This is a genomic window from Bacillus sp. FSL M7-0558 (assembly GCF_038003245.1).
GTDB lineage: Bacteria > Bacillota > Bacilli > Bacillales > Bacillaceae > Bacillus > Bacillus pumilus.
Genome location: NZ_JBBOOU010000001.1, coordinates 86656 through 104392 on the forward strand (window position 1 = coordinate 86656; position 17737 = coordinate 104392).

Here is a 17737-nt window from a genome sequence, read left to right on the forward strand (position 1 = left end):
TGAGCAGAGCATGATATTAATGATTGATAATTATGATTCATTTACGTACAACCTGGTCCAGTATTTAGGTGAGCTTGGAGAAGAATTGATTGTGAAACGGAATGATCAAGTAACCATTCAAGAAATTGAAAAGCTTCAGCCAGATTTTCTCATGATTTCTCCAGGGCCATGCAGTCCTGATGAAGCGGGAATTAGTATGGAGGCAATCAAGCACTTTGCGGGAAGTATTCCGATCTTCGGTGTGTGCCTGGGGCATCAATCCATTGCGCAAGTCTTTGGAGGGGATGTCGTTCGTGCTGAACGCTTAATGCATGGTAAAACGTCAGAGATTGAACATGACGGAAAAGGTGTCTTCACTGGACTCCAAAATCCGCTCGTCGCAACGAGATATCATTCGTTAATTGTCAAAAACGAGACGCTGCCGGAGTGCTTTGACGCAACAGCCAGTACAAAGGAAGGCGAGCTCATGGCCATTCGCCATAAAGAGCTACCAATTGAAAGTGTACAGTTTCATCCTGAATCGATTATGACGTCCTTCGGAAAAGAAATGCTGAAAAATTTCATTGAAACCTATCGTAAAAAGGGGCATGAAGTAAACGCATGATCATTTATCTGAACGGTCAGTATATAGAGGAGAAAGACGCGACTCTTTCTCCTTTTGATCATGGTTTTCTATATGGCATCGGTGTATTCGAAACATTTACCAGCCTGGCAGGACAAGTCTTTCTGTTAGATTGGCACCTTGAAAGGCTCAATCAATCATTGCGTGACCTTTGCATCGAATCCACAATAGAGAAACCATTTGTACTCGACATCATTCATACCTTACTAAATAAAAACGAAATAGCCGGTGGTCATGCGAGAATTCGCTTCAATGTTTCTGCAGGCAGAGGCAATGGATTTTCAGCAGATCCTTATGAAGAGCCTGTCGTGTTTGTCATGATCTCTCCATTCCGGCCCGAATCTATTTTAGATGAGAAGCAGGGAGTCATTCTTCAAACGAGAAGAAATACGCCGGAAGGTTCAAGGCGCCTCAAGTCTCATCATTATATGAACAACCTGCTGGCTAAAAGAGAAGTGGGGAATGATCCGTCGTTAGAAGGCATCTTTTTAACAAAAGAAAATGATGTGGCAGAAGGCATTACCTCCAATGTATTTTGGCGAAAAGGCGATGTGATTTATACACCGTCACTTGATACAGGCATTTTAAATGGGGTCACTCGTCGATATTGTATCGAAACACTCCAAGCGATGGAGGTTTCACTAAAAGTAGGGCGATACCCAGTCTCGCATTTACTATCAGCTGATGAGGCATGGATGACCAATTCTGTTCAAGGGATTGTGCCTTTCAGAAGTATAGGGGAAATCTCCTTTTCCCAAAACAGCCGGATCATCTCAACAAAATTGAGAACACAATATAAAAAAGAACGTCTAGAACATAAAGAGTAGGTGGACACAATGACACAACAAGTGATAAAACAGCCTAAAATCATACAAGCCAAGCACCACACCCTTAGTTATGAAGAAAAGACATTGGTCATGGGCATTTTAAATGTCACACCTGACTCTTTTTCAGATGGAGGAAAGTTTAATCAAGTGGATAAAGCGCTGGCTCATGCAGCGCAGCTGATAGAGGACGGGGCACATATCATTGATATAGGCGGAGAATCGACTCGTCCGGGAGCGGCGTTTGTCTCAGAACAAGAGGAGCTTTCAAGAGTCATTCCCGTCATTGAAAAGATCACAAAAGAATTGGATGTACCGATTTCCATTGATACGTATAAAGCCCATGTGGCAGATGAAGCAGTGAAAGCCGGAGCTTCCATCATCAATGATGTATGGGGAGCGAAGGCAGATCCTCAAATGGCGCATGTGGCAGCGAAGCACAATGTGCCGATTATTTTAATGCACAATCGGCCAGAGCGAAACTATACACATCTAATTTCAGATATGATCGCAGATTTGAAAGAAAGTGTTCAAATTGCGAAACAAGCGGGTGTCCGTGATGACATGATCATATTAGACCCAGGTGTAGGGTTTGCGAAAAATAAAGAGGACAACCTGATGGTCATGAATGAACTCGAACATTTTTGTTACCTTGGGTATCCACTGCTCTTAGCTACATCTCGAAAACGATTCATCGGAGCTGTCTTAGACCTGCCACCGGAAGAACGTACTGAAGGAACGGGGGCTACGGTCTGCCTTGGGATTCAAAAAGGCAGTGCGATGGTTCGTGTACATGATGTAAAAGAAATCGCAAGAATGGCAAAAATGATGGATGCCATGTTGAATAAAGGAGGCGCTTATCATCGATAAAGTATATGTAAATGGAATGGAATTTTACGGCTACCATGGCGTATTTGCAGAAGAAAATAAATTAGGACAGCGGTTCCGTGTGGATTTAACAGCTTCACTTGATTTAAGTAAAGCCGGACAAACGGATGACCTCAATGAGACGATCAATTATGCAGAGCTCTACCATATCTGCAAAAGCATTGTAGAGGGTGAATCAGTCAACCTCGTTGAAACACTGACAGAAAGAATTGCGAGCCAAGTGTTAAAGGACTTCCCGACAGTTCAGGAATGTACAGTGAAGGTGATCAAACCAGATCCGCCAATTCCAGGACACTATCAGTCCGTTGCCATTGAAATGACGAGATCGCGCGCATGAACAATACCGCATACATCGCTTTAGGTTCGAACATAGGGAAAAAGGAAACCTATTTAAAAGAAGCCGTCAAAAAACTGCACGAACATCCAGAGGTTCAAGTAGAATCAATCTCATCTATATATGAAACAACACCTGTAGGTTACGAAAACCAAGATGACTTTTTAAATATGGCTGTGAAAATTTCCACCTCGCTTCGTCCGCATGAACTACTGACACTTACTCAGAAAATCGAGCAAGAGTTAGGCAGAACAAGAGAAGTGAGATGGGGACCGCGAACGGCTGACCTTGACATTTTACTTTATAATCGTGAAAATATTGAAACAGAACAGCTTGTAGTGCCACATCCTAGAATGTACGAACGTTTATTCGTTCTCGTTCCGATGAGTGAGATTTGCCCAGAAATCGGCGAAGTACAAATAAATGCCGTAACAGACCAAGAAGGTGTAAGCATATGGAAAAAGATATGTGGGGTAGAAGAATTCGTGCATACCGAAAGCTAAAAGGGTATACTCAGGAAGGGTTCGCGAAAAGACTGGGCATCTCTGTCTCTGTCTTAGGAGAAATTGAGCGAGGCAATCGATTACCAACAAACCAATTGGTTGATCAAATAGCAGATGCTTTAAATATAACGGTGGAAGAACTTTCACCAATTCTTGAAGAAGGAAGGAGGGGAAATGATGTTTAAAATCGGAGATATCGACATTAAAAACAAAGTGGTGCTCGCACCTATGGCTGGTGTGTGCAACTCTGCCTTCAGACTGACAGTGAAAGAGTTTGGAGCAGGTTTAGTCTGCGCTGAAATGATCAGTGACAAGGCGATCCTGATCAACAATGCAAGAACAATGGGTATGCTATACATTGATGAACGGGAAAAGCCTTTGAGCCTTCAGATATTTGGAGGTGAAAAAGACACTCTCGTTGAAGCAGCAAAGTTTGTAGACCAGAATACCACAGCGGACATTATTGATATCAACATGGGCTGTCCTGTACCGAAGATTACGAAATGTGATGCAGGAGCGAAATGGCTGCTTGATCCAAACAAGATTTATGAAATGGTCTCTGCTGTTGTAGATGCTGTAGATAAACCTGTTACGGTGAAAATGAGAATGGGCTGGGACGAAGATCATATCTTCGCTATCGACAATGCCCGTGCTGTTGAACGAGCAGGTGGACAAGCGGTTGCGCTTCACGGGCGGACACGTGTGCAGATGTACGAAGGAACAGCGAATTGGGATATTATAAAAGAGGTCAAACAATCTGTTTCCATTCCTGTCATCGGCAATGGAGATGTTAAAACCCCTCAAGATGCAAAACGTATGCTTGATGAAACGGGTGTAGATGCTGTCATGATCGGAAGAGCCGCACTAGGAAACCCGTGGATGATCTATCGAACGGTTCATTATTTAGAAACGGGTGAACTGAAAGAAGAGCCAAATGTACGTGAGAAGATGTCAGTGTGCAAGCTTCACTTAGACAGACTCATTGATCTAAAAGGCGAGCATGTGGCTGTCAGAGAAATGAGAAAGCACGCAGCATGGTACTTAAAAGGTGTCCGAGGCAATGCGGACGTGAGAAATCAAATCAATCAAAGCGAAACGAGAGCGGAGCTTGTACAAGTTCTTGATGACTTTACGATCGAAGCCGAGGCAAAAGAGCTTCAAAGTATAAAAGTAGGATAAGACTATCTTTCTTTTTGTAGCTCACTGCTAGTGCATGTACTGGCAGTTTTTCTGCTTTTCTCTGCAAAATACATTATTGGAGTGATATAAATGAGTAATGAAGGGCTTAATAACGAAGAATTAAATGACCAATTCCAGGTCAGACGTGACAAAATGAATAAAATGAGAGAAGAGGGTATCGATCCATTCGGTGAACGATATGACCGTTCTCATCAATCTGCACAAATTATTGCAGAATACGATGAGTTTTCTAAAGAAGACTTAGAAGAAAAGTCTGCCCAAGTGACAATCGCTGGACGTATGATGACAAAGCGTGGAAAAGGGAAAGCTGGCTTTGCGCATATACAAGACTTAGAAGGACAAATTCAAATCTACGTTCGTAAAGATAGTGTAGGAGAAGAAGCTTACGAATTATTCAAAAGCTCAGACCTAGGTGATATTATCGGTGTAACAGGAGCGGTATTTAAAACGAATGTAGGAGAACTTTCTATTAAAGCGACTAGCTTTGAGGTTCTCACAAAAGCACTTCGCCCGCTTCCTGATAAATATCATGGATTAAAAGATGTTGAACAACGCTATCGTCAACGCTACCTTGACCTAATTGTAAATCCAGAAAGTAAGCAGACGTTCATTATGCGAAGCAAGATCATTCAATCTATGAGAAGATACTTAGATTCTAAAGGATACCTAGAAGTTGAAACACCAACTATGCACAGCATCCCTGGTGGTGCATCAGCACGTCCTTTCATTACTCATCATAATGCACTGGATATGCCGCTCTATATGCGTATTGCGATTGAATTGCACTTAAAACGCCTCATTGTCGGTGGCCTAGAGAAAGTATACGAGATTGGCCGTGTATTCCGTAACGAAGGTGTATCAACTCGTCATAACCCAGAATTCACTATGATCGAGCTGTACGAAGCTTACGCAGATTACAAAGACATCATGAACCTAACTGAAAACCTGATTGCTCATATTGCCGAAGAGGTACTAGGGACAACCACGATTCAATATGGAGAAGATGAAATTGATCTCAAGCCTGAATGGAAAAGACTCCATATGGTTGAAGCGGTCAAAGAAGCAACTGGTGTAGACTTCTGGCAGGAGATGTCTATAGAAGAAGCGAAACAGCATGCAGCTGATCACGGAATTGAAATTACGAAAAACATGACAGTAGGTCATATCATCAATGAGTTCTTCGAGCAAAAAGTTGAGGAAACATTGGTGCAGCCTACCTTTATTTACGGACACCCAGTGGAGATTTCTCCATTAGCTAAGAAAAATCCTGAAGATCCTCGCTTCACTGATCGCTTTGAGCTATTTATCGTACGCCGTGAACATGCTAATGCATTCACAGAGCTAAACGATCCAATCGATCAAAGAGAACGATTCGAAGCTCAATTAAAAGAACGTGAAGAAGGAAATGACGAAGCGCATCTAATGGATGACGATTTTGTTGAAGCATTAGAATATGGTATGCCTCCAACAGGCGGACTAGGAATCGGTATCGACCGGTTAATCATGCTATTAACAAATTCTCCATCAATCAGAGATGTACTGCTTTTCCCACAAATGAGAAACCGCTAATACATCAATTAAAGCGCCATTTTAACTATGGCGCTTTTTATTTTTCATAAAATGAAACTTTTTTTAAAAAAACTATTGCAAGGAAAGAATCAAGGTGGTATATTATTATTCGTTGCCGCAAAACAGCAACGAGGTTAAAAAAAGAAATTGAAAAAACTTCTTGACTTTAACCGATACGAAATGTTAAGATATTAAAGTCGCTTACGAGCGATAACGAAAATGATCTTTGAAAACTAAACAAGACAAAACGTACCTGTTAATTCGAGTTTTTATAAAAAAATCCTATGAAACATCATAGGTAGTCAGTCAAACGCTGACGAAAAACAAAACTTCGGTTTTGTACTTTTTCGGAGAGTTTGATCCTGGCTCAGGACGAACGCTGGCGGCGTGCCTAATACATGCAAGTCGAGCGGACAGAAGGGAGCTTGCTCCCGGATGTTAGCGGCGGACGGGTGAGTAACACGTGGGTAACCTGCCTGTAAGATTGGGATAACTCCGGGAAACCGGAGCTAATACCGGATAGTTCCTTGAACCGCATGGTTCAAGGATGAAAGACGGTTTCGGCTGTCACTTACAGATGGACCCGCGGCGCATTAGCTAGTTGGTGGGGTAATGGCTCACCAAGGCGACGATGCGTAGCCGACCTGAGAGGGTGATCGGCCACACTGGGACTGAGACACGGCCCAGACTCCTACGGGAGGCAGCAGTAGGGAATCTTCCGCAATGGACGAAAGTCTGACGGAGCAACGCCGCGTGAGTGATGAAGGTTTTCGGATCGTAAAGCTCTGTTGTTAGGGAAGAACAAGTGCGAGAGTAACTGCTCGCACCTTGACGGTACCTAACCAGAAAGCCACGGCTAACTACGTGCCAGCAGCCGCGGTAATACGTAGGTGGCAAGCGTTGTCCGGAATTATTGGGCGTAAAGGGCTCGCAGGCGGTTTCTTAAGTCTGATGTGAAAGCCCCCGGCTCAACCGGGGAGGGTCATTGGAAACTGGGAAACTTGAGTGCAGAAGAGGAGAGTGGAATTCCACGTGTAGCGGTGAAATGCGTAGAGATGTGGAGGAACACCAGTGGCGAAGGCGACTCTCTGGTCTGTAACTGACGCTGAGGAGCGAAAGCGTGGGGAGCGAACAGGATTAGATACCCTGGTAGTCCACGCCGTAAACGATGAGTGCTAAGTGTTAGGGGGTTTCCGCCCCTTAGTGCTGCAGCTAACGCATTAAGCACTCCGCCTGGGGAGTACGGTCGCAAGACTGAAACTCAAAGGAATTGACGGGGGCCCGCACAAGCGGTGGAGCATGTGGTTTAATTCGAAGCAACGCGAAGAACCTTACCAGGTCTTGACATCCTCTGACAACCCTAGAGATAGGGCTTTCCCTTCGGGGACAGAGTGACAGGTGGTGCATGGTTGTCGTCAGCTCGTGTCGTGAGATGTTGGGTTAAGTCCCGCAACGAGCGCAACCCTTGATCTTAGTTGCCAGCATTTAGTTGGGCACTCTAAGGTGACTGCCGGTGACAAACCGGAGGAAGGTGGGGATGACGTCAAATCATCATGCCCCTTATGACCTGGGCTACACACGTGCTACAATGGACAGAACAAAGGGCTGCGAGACCGCAAGGTTTAGCCAATCCCATAAATCTGTTCTCAGTTCGGATCGCAGTCTGCAACTCGACTGCGTGAAGCTGGAATCGCTAGTAATCGCGGATCAGCATGCCGCGGTGAATACGTTCCCGGGCCTTGTACACACCGCCCGTCACACCACGAGAGTTTGCAACACCCGAAGTCGGTGAGGTAACCTTTATGGAGCCAGCCGCCGAAGGTGGGGCAGATGATTGGGGTGAAGTCGTAACAAGGTAGCCGTATCGGAAGGTGCGGCTGGATCACCTCCTTTCTAAGGATATATGGAGCAGCGTGCGTTTTCGTCTTGTTTAGTTTTGAAGGATCATTCCTTCAAGACATGTCTCTAGCGAGACAGGATTGTTCTTTGAAAACTAGATAACAATAAGTAATACATTCACATTGAATGCAATGCAAAGTTCATCACACATAGTGATTCTTTCTAAAGTAAGAAATGGTTAAGTTAGAAAGGGCGCACGGTGGATGCCTTGGCACTAGGAGCCGATGAAGGACGGGACGAACACCGATATGCTTCGGGGAGCTGTAAGCAAGCTTTGATCCGGAGATTTCCGAATGGGGAAACCCACTGCTCGTAATGGAGTAGTATCCATACTTGAATACATAGAGTATGAGAAGGCATACCCGGGGAACTGAAACATCTAAGTACCCGGAGGAAGAGAAAGCAAATGCGATTCCCTGAGTAGCGGCGAGCGAAACGGGAACAGCCCAAACCAAGAGGCTTGCCTCTTGGGGTTGTAGGACACTCTATACGGAGTTACAAAGGAACGATATAAGCGAAGAGGTCTGGAAAGGCCCGCCAAAGAAGGTAACAGCCCTGTAACTGAAATGTTGTTCTCTCCAGAGTGGATCCTGAGTACGGCGGAACACGTGAAATTCCGTCGGAATCCGGGAGGACCATCTCCCAAGGCTAAATACTCCCTAGTGACCGATAGTGAACCAGTACCGTGAGGGAAAGGTGAAAAGCACCCCGGAAGGGGAGTGAAATAGATCCTGAAACCGTGTGCCTACAAGTAGTCAGAGCCCGTTAAAGGGTGATGGCGTGCCTTTTGTAGAATGAACCGGCGAGTTACGATCCCGTGCAAGGTTAAGCAGAAGATGCGGAGCCGCAGCGAAAGCGAGTCTGAATAGGGCGCATGAGTACGTGGTCGTAGACCCGAAACCAGGTGATCTACCCATGTCCAGGGTGAAGTTCAGGTAACACTGAATGGAGGCCCGAACCCACGCACGTTGAAAAGTGCGGGGATGAGGTGTGGGTAGGGGTGAAATGCCAATCGAACCTGGAGATAGCTGGTTCTCTCCGAAATAGCTTTAGGGCTAGCCTCAAGGTAAGAGTCTCGGAGGTAGAGCACTGATTGGACTAGGGGCCCCTACCGGGTTACCGAATTCAGTCAAACTCCGAATGCCGATGACTTATCCTTGGGAGTCAGACTGCGAGTGATAAGATCCGTAGTCGAAAGGGAAACAGCCCAGACCGCCAGCTAAGGTCCCAAAGTATACGTTAAGTGGAAAAGGATGTGGAGTTGCTTAGACAACCAGGATGTTGGCTTAGAAGCAGCCACCATTTAAAGAGTGCGTAATAGCTCACTGGTCGAGTGACTCTGCGCCGAAAATGTACCGGGGCTAAACGTATCACCGAAGCTGCGGACTGTTCTTACGAACAGTGGTAGGAGAGCGTTCTAAGTGCTGTGAAGTCAGACCGGAAGGACTGGTGGAGCGCTTAGAAGTGAGAATGCCGGTATGAGTAGCGAAAGACGGGTGAGAATCCCGTCCACCGAATGCCTAAGGTTTCCTGAGGAAGGCTCGTCCGCTCAGGGTTAGTCGGGACCTAAGCCGAGGCCGAAAGGCGTAGGCGATGGACAACAGGTTGATATTCCTGTACCACCTCCTCACCATTTGAGCAATGGGGGGACGCAGGAGGATAGGGTAAGCGCGGTATTGGATATCCGCGTCCAAGCAGTTAGGCTGGGAAATAGGCAAATCCGTTTCCCGTGAAGGCTGAGCTGTGATGGCGAGCGAAATTTAGTAGCGAAGTTCCTGATTCCACACTGCCAAGAAAAGCCTCTAGCGAGGTGAGAGGTGCCCGTACCGCAAACCGACACAGGTAGGCGAGGAGAGAATCCTAAGGTGATCGAGAGAACTCTCGTTAAGGAACTCGGCAAAATGACCCCGTAACTTCGGGAGAAGGGGTGCTTCTTAGGGTGTTAAAGCCCCGAGAAGCCGCAGTGAATAGGCCCAGGCGACTGTTTAGCAAAAACACAGGTCTCTGCGAAGCCGTAAGGCGAAGTATAGGGGCTGACGCCTGCCCGGTGCTGGAAGGTTAAGAGGAGCGCTTAGCGTAAGCGAAGGTGCGAATTGAAGCCCCAGTAAACGGCGGCCGTAACTATAACGGTCCTAAGGTAGCGAAATTCCTTGTCGGGTAAGTTCCGACCCGCACGAAAGGCGCAACGATCTGGGCACTGTCTCAACGAGAGACTCGGTGAAATTATAGTACCTGTGAAGATGCAGGTTACCCGCGACAGGACGGAAAGACCCCGTGGAGCTTTACTGCAGCCTGATATTGAATGTTGGTACAGCTTGTACAGGATAGGTAGGAGCCTTGGAAACCGGAGCGCTAGCTTCGGTGGAGGCATCGGTGGGATACTACCCTGGCTGTATTGACCTTCTAACCCGCTGCCCTTATCGGGCAGGGAGACAGTGTCAGGTGGGCAGTTTGACTGGGGCGGTCGCCTCCTAAAATGTAACGGAGGCGCCCAAAGGTTCCCTCAGAATGGTTGGAAATCATTCGCAGAGTGTAAAGGCACAAGGGAGCTTGACTGCGAGACCTACAAGTCGAGCAGGGACGAAAGTCGGGCTTAGTGATCCGGTGGTTCCGCATGGAAGGGCCATCGCTCAACGGATAAAAGCTACCCCGGGGATAACAGGCTTATCTCCCCCAAGAGTCCACATCGACGGGGAGGTTTGGCACCTCGATGTCGGCTCATCGCATCCTGGGGCTGTAGTCGGTCCCAAGGGTTGGGCTGTTCGCCCATTAAAGCGGTACGCGAGCTGGGTTCAGAACGTCGTGAGACAGTTCGGTCCCTATCCGTCGCGGGCGCAGGAAATTTGAGAGGAGCTGTCCTTAGTACGAGAGGACCGGGATGGACGCACCGCTGGTGTACCAGTTGTTCTGCCAAGGGCATCGCTGGGTAGCTATGTGCGGACGGGATAAGTGCTGAAAGCATCTAAGCATGAAGCCCCCCTCAAGATGAGATTTCCCATTCCGCAAGGAAGTAAGATCCCTGAAAGATGATCAGGTTGATAGGTCTGAGGTGGAAGCGTGGTGACACGTGGAGCTGACAGATACTAATAGATCGAGGACTTAACCTATATTCTAATGTGAAGCTTGAACATTGTTATCTAGTTTTGAGAGAACATTCTCTCCATCAGGTTTGGTGGCGATAGCGAAGAGGTCACACCCGTTCCCATACCGAACACGGAAGTTAAGCTCTTCAGCGCCGATGGTAGTTGGGGGTCTCCCCCTGTGAGAGTAGGACGCCGCCAAGCTTGTATAAGGATCAGTTCCATACGGAACTGGTCTTTTTTGTGTTTTTGAAAAAATTACTTCTATTAAATCACTTTGTAAAGTGAGAAGTGATGATGTAGTAAGCCTCATCGATCAATTAATTTTTCTGTTCGTCTCACTTTCATGTATTCTCATTGAACAACGCAGCTGTTGTGTGGATCGGTCGTTCAATTTGTTTAGGATGAAGATCAAAAGCATAGAAAGCAGCCAATAAGAATTTTCTTTGGCAACCAGATACAGAGGGCTGTTTAGAGACACACTAGATAACTGAGTATTACCAAAGAACATATAGCACCTTCAGTCAATTTTTTCGCCCGCTCTAAGTAAGAACAAGAAAGAATCAATAACTAACTTGTTAACCAAGTAACACTTTAATATTGAAGATGGTAAAGAACAGCATCATTTACGGATATTTTTGCATGAAAATGATTTCTCAGAAAAATAAAATAATAAAAGAATCCCTTCTCTAGATGATTTGTATGAGAAGATATATTGAAGAAAACAAGCATATAAAAAGCATGAAAAGGGTCATTTCACACCAATAAAGCTTTATTAGAGCACTTTTTAACAAAAAAACATAAAAAAATGAAAAAAAGACTTTTAAAATGATGAGACAAGTGGTAAACTTCTTTAGGTGCCTTAACGAAAAGATGAAAAAAACAACGTTAAAATAAATTCAAAAATTATTTTAAAAAAGTCTTTACAAACAATATCTTATCGTTATATAATACTACTTGTCGGATCGAGAGACATTCGAAATGACAACACAATATGGAGGATTAGCTCAGCTGGGAGAGCATCTGCCTTACAAGCAGAGGGTCGGCGGTTCGAGCCCGTCATCCTCCACCATATTTATTCTTACATAATGTTAGGATAGATAAAGCCGGTGTAGCTCAACTGGTAGAGCAACTGACTTGTAATCAGTAGGTTGGGGGTTCAAGTCCTCTTGCCGGCACCAGTTTCATATGGTAAGATAGACAAGTCGCTTTTAAAGCGAGCCATTAGCTCAGTTGGTAGAGCATCTGACTTTTAATCAGAGGGTCGAAGGTTCGAGTCCTTCATGGCTCACCATGTTTCATGCGGGTGTGGCGGAATTGGCAGACGCGCTAGACTTAGGATCTAGTGTCTTTATGACGTGGGGGTTCAAGTCCCTTCACCCGCATTGCCAAATAAAATAAAGAAATCCTGTAATGCGGAAGTAGTTCAGTGGTAGAACACCACCTTGCCAAGGTGGGGGTCGCGGGTTCGAATCCCGTCTTCCGCTTATACCATCCACGCCGGGGTGGTGGAATTGGCAGACACACAGGACTTAAAATCCTGCGGTAGGTGACTACCGTGCCGGTTCAAGTCCGGCCCTCGGCATTATACAATAAGCGCCCGTAGCTCAATTGGATAGAGCGTTTGACTACGGATCAAAAGGTTAGGGGTTCGACTCCTCTCGGGCGCGCCATTAAGATCGGGAAGTAGCTCAGCTTGGTAGAGCACTTGGTTTGGGACCAAGGGGTCGCAGGTTCGAATCCTGTCTTCCCGACCATCTTTTATGGGGCCTTAGCTCAGCTGGGAGAGCGCCTGCCTTGCACGCAGGAGGTCAGCGGTTCGATCCCGCTAGGCTCCACCAATATGATCTTTGAAAACTAAACAAGACAAAACGTACCTGTTAATTCGAGTTTTTATAAAAAAATCCTATGTTATATCATAGGTAGTCAGTCAAACACTGACGAAAAACAAAACTTCGGTTTTGTACTTTTTCGGAGAGTTTGATCCTGGCTCAGGACGAACGCTGGCGGCGTGCCTAATACATGCAAGTCGAGCGGACAGAAGGGAGCTTGCTCCCGGATGTTAGCGGCGGACGGGTGAGTAACACGTGGGTAACCTGCCTGTAAGATTGGGATAACTCCGGGAAACCGGAGCTAATACCGGATAGTTCCTTGAACCGCATGGTTCAAGGATGAAAGACGGTTTCGGCTGTCACTTACAGATGGACCCGCGGCGCATTAGCTAGTTGGTGGGGTAATGGCTCACCAAGGCGACGATGCGTAGCCGACCTGAGAGGGTGATCGGCCACACTGGGACTGAGACACGGCCCAGACTCCTACGGGAGGCAGCAGTAGGGAATCTTCCGCAATGGACGAAAGTCTGACGGAGCAACGCCGCGTGAGTGATGAAGGTTTTCGGATCGTAAAGCTCTGTTGTTAGGGAAGAACAAGTGCGAGAGTAACTGCTCGCACCTTGACGGTACCTAACCAGAAAGCCACGGCTAACTACGTGCCAGCAGCCGCGGTAATACGTAGGTGGCAAGCGTTGTCCGGAATTATTGGGCGTAAAGGGCTCGCAGGCGGTTTCTTAAGTCTGATGTGAAAGCCCCCGGCTCAACCGGGGAGGGTCATTGGAAACTGGGAAACTTGAGTGCAGAAGAGGAGAGTGGAATTCCACGTGTAGCGGTGAAATGCGTAGAGATGTGGAGGAACACCAGTGGCGAAGGCGACTCTCTGGTCTGTAACTGACGCTGAGGAGCGAAAGCGTGGGGAGCGAACAGGATTAGATACCCTGGTAGTCCACGCCGTAAACGATGAGTGCTAAGTGTTAGGGGGTTTCCGCCCCTTAGTGCTGCAGCTAACGCATTAAGCACTCCGCCTGGGGAGTACGGTCGCAAGACTGAAACTCAAAGGAATTGACGGGGGCCCGCACAAGCGGTGGAGCATGTGGTTTAATTCGAAGCAACGCGAAGAACCTTACCAGGTCTTGACATCCTCTGACAACCCTAGAGATAGGGCTTTCCCTTCGGGGACAGAGTGACAGGTGGTGCATGGTTGTCGTCAGCTCGTGTCGTGAGATGTTGGGTTAAGTCCCGCAACGAGCGCAACCCTTGATCTTAGTTGCCAGCATTTAGTTGGGCACTCTAAGGTGACTGCCGGTGACAAACCGGAGGAAGGTGGGGATGACGTCAAATCATCATGCCCCTTATGACCTGGGCTACACACGTGCTACAATGGACAGAACAAAGGGCTGCGAGACCGCAAGGTTTAGCCAATCCCATAAATCTGTTCTCAGTTCGGATCGCAGTCTGCAACTCGACTGCGTGAAGCTGGAATCGCTAGTAATCGCGGATCAGCATGCCGCGGTGAATACGTTCCCGGGCCTTGTACACACCGCCCGTCACACCACGAGAGTTTGCAACACCCGAAGTCGGTGAGGTAACCTTTATGGAGCCAGCCGCCGAAGGTGGGGCAGATGATTGGGGTGAAGTCGTAACAAGGTAGCCGTATCGGAAGGTGCGGCTGGATCACCTCCTTTCTAAGGATATATGGAGCAGCGTGCGTTTTCGTCTTGTTTAGTTTTGAAGGATCATTCCTTCAAGACATGTCTCTAGCGAGACAGGATTGTTCTTTGAAAACTAGATAACAATAAGTAATACATTCACATTGAATGCAATGCAAAGTTCATCACACATAGTGATTCTTTCTAAAGTAAGAAATGGTTAAGTTAGAAAGGGCGCACGGTGGATGCCTTGGCACTAGGAGCCGATGAAGGACGGGACGAACACCGATATGCTTCGGGGAGCTGTAAGCAAGCTTTGATCCGGAGATTTCCGAATGGGGAAACCCACTGCTCGTAATGGAGTAGTATCCATACTTGAATACATAGAGTATGAGAAGGCATACCCGGGGAACTGAAACATCTAAGTACCCGGAGGAAGAGAAAGCAAATGCGATTCCCTGAGTAGCGGCGAGCGAAACGGGAACAGCCCAAACCAAGAGGCTTGCCTCTTGGGGTTGTAGGACACTCTATACGGAGTTACAAAGGAACGATATAAGCGAAGAGGTCTGGAAAGGCCCGCCAAAGAAGGTAACAGCCCTGTAACTGAAATGTTGTTCTCTCCAGAGTGGATCCTGAGTACGGCGGAACACGTGAAATTCCGTCGGAATCCGGGAGGACCATCTCCCAAGGCTAAATACTCCCTAGTGACCGATAGTGAACCAGTACCGTGAGGGAAAGGTGAAAAGCACCCCGGAAGGGGAGTGAAATAGATCCTGAAACCGTGTGCCTACAAGTAGTCAGAGCCCGTTAAAGGGTGATGGCGTGCCTTTTGTAGAATGAACCGGCGAGTTACGATCCCGTGCAAGGTTAAGCAGAAGATGCGGAGCCGCAGCGAAAGCGAGTCTGAATAGGGCGCATGAGTACGTGGTCGTAGACCCGAAACCAGGTGATCTACCCATGTCCAGGGTGAAGTTCAGGTAACACTGAATGGAGGCCCGAACCCACGCACGTTGAAAAGTGCGGGGATGAGGTGTGGGTAGGGGTGAAATGCCAATCGAACCTGGAGATAGCTGGTTCTCTCCGAAATAGCTTTAGGGCTAGCCTCAAGGTAAGAGTCTCGGAGGTAGAGCACTGATTGGACTAGGGGCCCCTACCGGGTTACCGAATTCAGTCAAACTCCGAATGCCGATGACTTATCCTTGGGAGTCAGACTGCGAGTGATAAGATCCGTAGTCGAAAGGGAAACAGCCCAGACCGCCAGCTAAGGTCCCAAAGTATACGTTAAGTGGAAAAGGATGTGGAGTTGCTTAGACAACCAGGATGTTGGCTTAGAAGCAGCCACCATTTAAAGAGTGCGTAATAGCTCACTGGTCGAGTGACTCTGCGCCGAAAATGTACCGGGGCTAAACGTATCACCGAAGCTGCGGACTGTTCTTACGAACAGTGGTAGGAGAGCGTTCTAAGTGCTGTGAAGTCAGACCGGAAGGACTGGTGGAGCGCTTAGAAGTGAGAATGCCGGTATGAGTAGCGAAAGACGGGTGAGAATCCCGTCCACCGAATGCCTAAGGTTTCCTGAGGAAGGCTCGTCCGCTCAGGGTTAGTCGGGACCTAAGCCGAGGCCGAAAGGCGTAGGCGATGGACAACAGGTTGATATTCCTGTACCACCTCCTCACCATTTGAGCAATGGGGGGACGCAGGAGGATAGGGTAAGCGCGGTATTGGATATCCGCGTCCAAGCAGTTAGGCTGGGAAATAGGCAAATCCGTTTCCCGTGAAGGCTGAGCTGTGATGGCGAGCGAAATTTAGTAGCGAAGTTCCTGATTCCACACTGCCAAGAAAAGCCTCTAGCGAGGTGAGAGGTGCCCGTACCGCAAACCGACACAGGTAGGCGAGGAGAGAATCCTAAGGTGATCGAGAGAACTCTCGTTAAGGAACTCGGCAAAATGACCCCGTAACTTCGGGAGAAGGGGTGCTTCTTAGGGTGTTAAAGCCCCGAGAAGCCGCAGTGAATAGGCCCAGGCGACTGTTTAGCAAAAACACAGGTCTCTGCGAAGCCGTAAGGCGAAGTATAGGGGCTGACGCCTGCCCGGTGCTGGAAGGTTAAGAGGAGCGCTTAGCGTAAGCGAAGGTGCGAATTGAAGCCCCAGTAAACGGCGGCCGTAACTATAACGGTCCTAAGGTAGCGAAATTCCTTGTCGGGTAAGTTCCGACCCGCACGAAAGGCGCAACGATCTGGGCACTGTCTCAACGAGAGACTCGGTGAAATTATAGTACCTGTGAAGATGCAGGTTACCCGCGACAGGACGGAAAGACCCCGTGGAGCTTTACTGCAGCCTGATATTGAATGTTGGTACAGCTTGTACAGGATAGGTAGGAGCCTTGGAAACCGGAGCGCTAGCTTCGGTGGAGGCATCGGTGGGATACTACCCTGGCTGTATTGACCTTCTAACCCGCTGCCCTTATCGGGCAGGGAGACAGTGTCAGGTGGGCAGTTTGACTGGGGCGGTCGCCTCCTAAAATGTAACGGAGGCGCCCAAAGGTTCCCTCAGAATGGTTGGAAATCATTCGCAGAGTGTAAAGGCACAAGGGAGCTTGACTGCGAGACCTACAAGTCGAGCAGGGACGAAAGTCGGGCTTAGTGATCCGGTGGTTCCGCATGGAAGGGCCATCGCTCAACGGATAAAAGCTACCCCGGGGATAACAGGCTTATCTCCCCCAAGAGTCCACATCGACGGGGAGGTTTGGCACCTCGATGTCGGCTCATCGCATCCTGGGGCTGTAGTCGGTCCCAAGGGTTGGGCTGTTCGCCCATTAAAGCGGTACGCGAGCTGGGTTCAGAACGTCGTGAGACAGTTCGGTCCCTATCCGTCGCGGGCGCAGGAAATTTGAGAGGAGCTGTCCTTAGTACGAGAGGACCGGGATGGACGCACCGCTGGTGTACCAGTTGTTCTGCCAAGGGCATCGCTGGGTAGCTATGTGCGGACGGGATAAGTGCTGAAAGCATCTAAGCATGAAGCCCCCCTCAAGATGAGATTTCCCATTCCGCAAGGAAGTAAGATCCCTGAAAGATGATCAGGTTGATAGGTCTGAGGTGGAAGCGTGGTGACACGTGGAGCTGACAGATACTAATAGATCGAGGACTTAACCTATATTCTAATGTGAAGCTTGAACATTGTTATCTAGTTTTGAGAGAACATTCTCTCCATCAGGTTTGGTGGCGATAGCGAAGAGGTCACACCCGTTCCCATACCGAACACGGAAGTTAAGCTCTTCAGCGCCGATGGTAGTTGGGGGTCTCCCCCTGTGAGAGTAGGACGCCGCCAAGCTTGTATAAGGA

At 47.9% G+C, this 17737-nt stretch carries 8 protein-coding genes, 9 tRNA genes and 6 rRNA genes; all 23 read left to right on the forward strand.

Annotated elements, in window-relative coordinates; translation table 11 throughout:
* Nucleotides 1–10 precede the first annotated feature (10 nt).
* Nucleotides 11–604, forward strand: coding sequence for an aminodeoxychorismate/anthranilate synthase component II (gene pabA, locus MHB79_RS00455; RefSeq protein WP_340988664.1), 594 nt, complete (start codon nt 11–13; stop codon nt 602–604).
* On the forward strand, nt 601–1449 hold the full coding sequence (pabC, locus tag MHB79_RS00460; protein ID WP_340988666.1) for an aminodeoxychorismate lyase: 849 nt from the start codon (nt 601–603) through the stop codon (nt 1447–1449). Before pabA ends, pabC begins: the two co-directional genes overlap by 4 nt.
* Nucleotides 1450–1458: 9 nt before the next feature.
* A complete protein-coding gene (gene folP / locus MHB79_RS00465; protein WP_340988668.1) occupies nt 1459–2316 on the forward strand; it encodes a dihydropteroate synthase in 858 nt (285 codons plus the stop codon).
* On the forward strand, nt 2309–2671 hold the full coding sequence (gene folB, locus MHB79_RS00470; protein WP_034620891.1) for a dihydroneopterin aldolase: 363 nt from the start codon (nt 2309–2311) through the stop codon (nt 2669–2671). Before folP ends, folB begins: the two co-directional genes overlap by 8 nt.
* On the forward strand, nt 2668–3171 hold the full coding sequence (gene folK, locus MHB79_RS00475; protein ID WP_137055654.1) for a 2-amino-4-hydroxy-6-hydroxymethyldihydropteridine diphosphokinase: 504 nt from the start codon (nt 2668–2670) through the stop codon (nt 3169–3171). The genes folB and folK overlap by 4 nt, the downstream gene beginning before the upstream one ends.
* Complete coding sequence (locus MHB79_RS00480; RefSeq protein WP_003217963.1) at nt 3123–3356, forward strand: helix-turn-helix domain-containing protein; 234 nt, start codon at nt 3123–3125, stop codon at nt 3354–3356. Before folK ends, MHB79_RS00480 begins: the two co-directional genes overlap by 49 nt.
* Nucleotides 3349–4350 carry a tRNA dihydrouridine synthase DusB gene (gene dusB, locus MHB79_RS00485; protein WP_003217922.1) on the forward strand — a complete coding sequence of 334 codons (1002 nt, stop codon included), beginning with the start codon at nt 3349–3351 and terminating at the stop codon, nt 4348–4350. Before MHB79_RS00480 ends, dusB begins: the two co-directional genes overlap by 8 nt.
* A gap of 90 nt (nt 4351–4440) precedes the next feature.
* Complete coding sequence (gene lysS / locus MHB79_RS00490; RefSeq protein WP_003217915.1) at nt 4441–5940, forward strand: lysine--tRNA ligase; 1500 nt, start codon at nt 4441–4443, stop codon at nt 5938–5940.
* A gap of 344 nt (nt 5941–6284) precedes the next feature.
* A 16S ribosomal RNA gene (locus tag MHB79_RS00495) occupies nt 6285–7833 on the forward strand.
* A gap of 182 nt (nt 7834–8015) precedes the next feature.
* A 23S ribosomal RNA gene (locus MHB79_RS00500) occupies nt 8016–10946 on the forward strand.
* Nucleotides 10947–11007: 61 nt separating this feature from the next.
* Nucleotides 11008–11123: ribosomal RNA gene (gene rrf, locus MHB79_RS00505) — 5S ribosomal RNA — on the forward strand.
* A gap of 792 nt (nt 11124–11915) precedes the next feature.
* Nucleotides 11916–11991: transfer RNA gene (locus tag MHB79_RS00510), tRNA-Val, on the forward strand.
* Between the two features lie 33 nt (nt 11992–12024).
* Nucleotides 12025–12100, forward strand: a tRNA-Thr gene (locus tag MHB79_RS00515).
* 37 nt (nt 12101–12137) lie between these two features.
* A tRNA-Lys gene (locus MHB79_RS00520) sits at nt 12138–12213 on the forward strand.
* An 8-nt stretch (nt 12214–12221) separates the two neighbouring features.
* Nucleotides 12222–12304: transfer RNA gene (locus MHB79_RS00525), tRNA-Leu, on the forward strand.
* 30 nt (nt 12305–12334) lie between these two features.
* A tRNA-Gly gene (locus MHB79_RS00530) sits at nt 12335–12406 on the forward strand.
* Nucleotides 12407–12418: 12 nt separating this feature from the next.
* A tRNA-Leu gene (locus MHB79_RS00535) sits at nt 12419–12504 on the forward strand.
* Between the two features lie 11 nt (nt 12505–12515).
* Nucleotides 12516–12592, forward strand: a tRNA-Arg gene (locus MHB79_RS00540).
* 7 nt (nt 12593–12599) lie between these two features.
* Nucleotides 12600–12676, forward strand: a tRNA-Pro gene (locus MHB79_RS00545).
* Between the two features lie 8 nt (nt 12677–12684).
* A tRNA-Ala gene (locus MHB79_RS00550) sits at nt 12685–12760 on the forward strand.
* 127 nt (nt 12761–12887) lie between these two features.
* A 16S ribosomal RNA gene (locus tag MHB79_RS00555) occupies nt 12888–14436 on the forward strand.
* A gap of 182 nt (nt 14437–14618) precedes the next feature.
* Nucleotides 14619–17549: ribosomal RNA gene (locus MHB79_RS00560) — 23S ribosomal RNA — on the forward strand.
* A gap of 61 nt (nt 17550–17610) precedes the next feature.
* Nucleotides 17611–17726, forward strand: a 5S ribosomal RNA gene (gene rrf, locus MHB79_RS00565).
* Together the 16S, 23S and 5S rRNA genes with 9 tRNA genes alongside form the textbook arrangement of a ribosomal RNA operon.
* Nucleotides 17727–17737 lie beyond the last annotated feature (11 nt).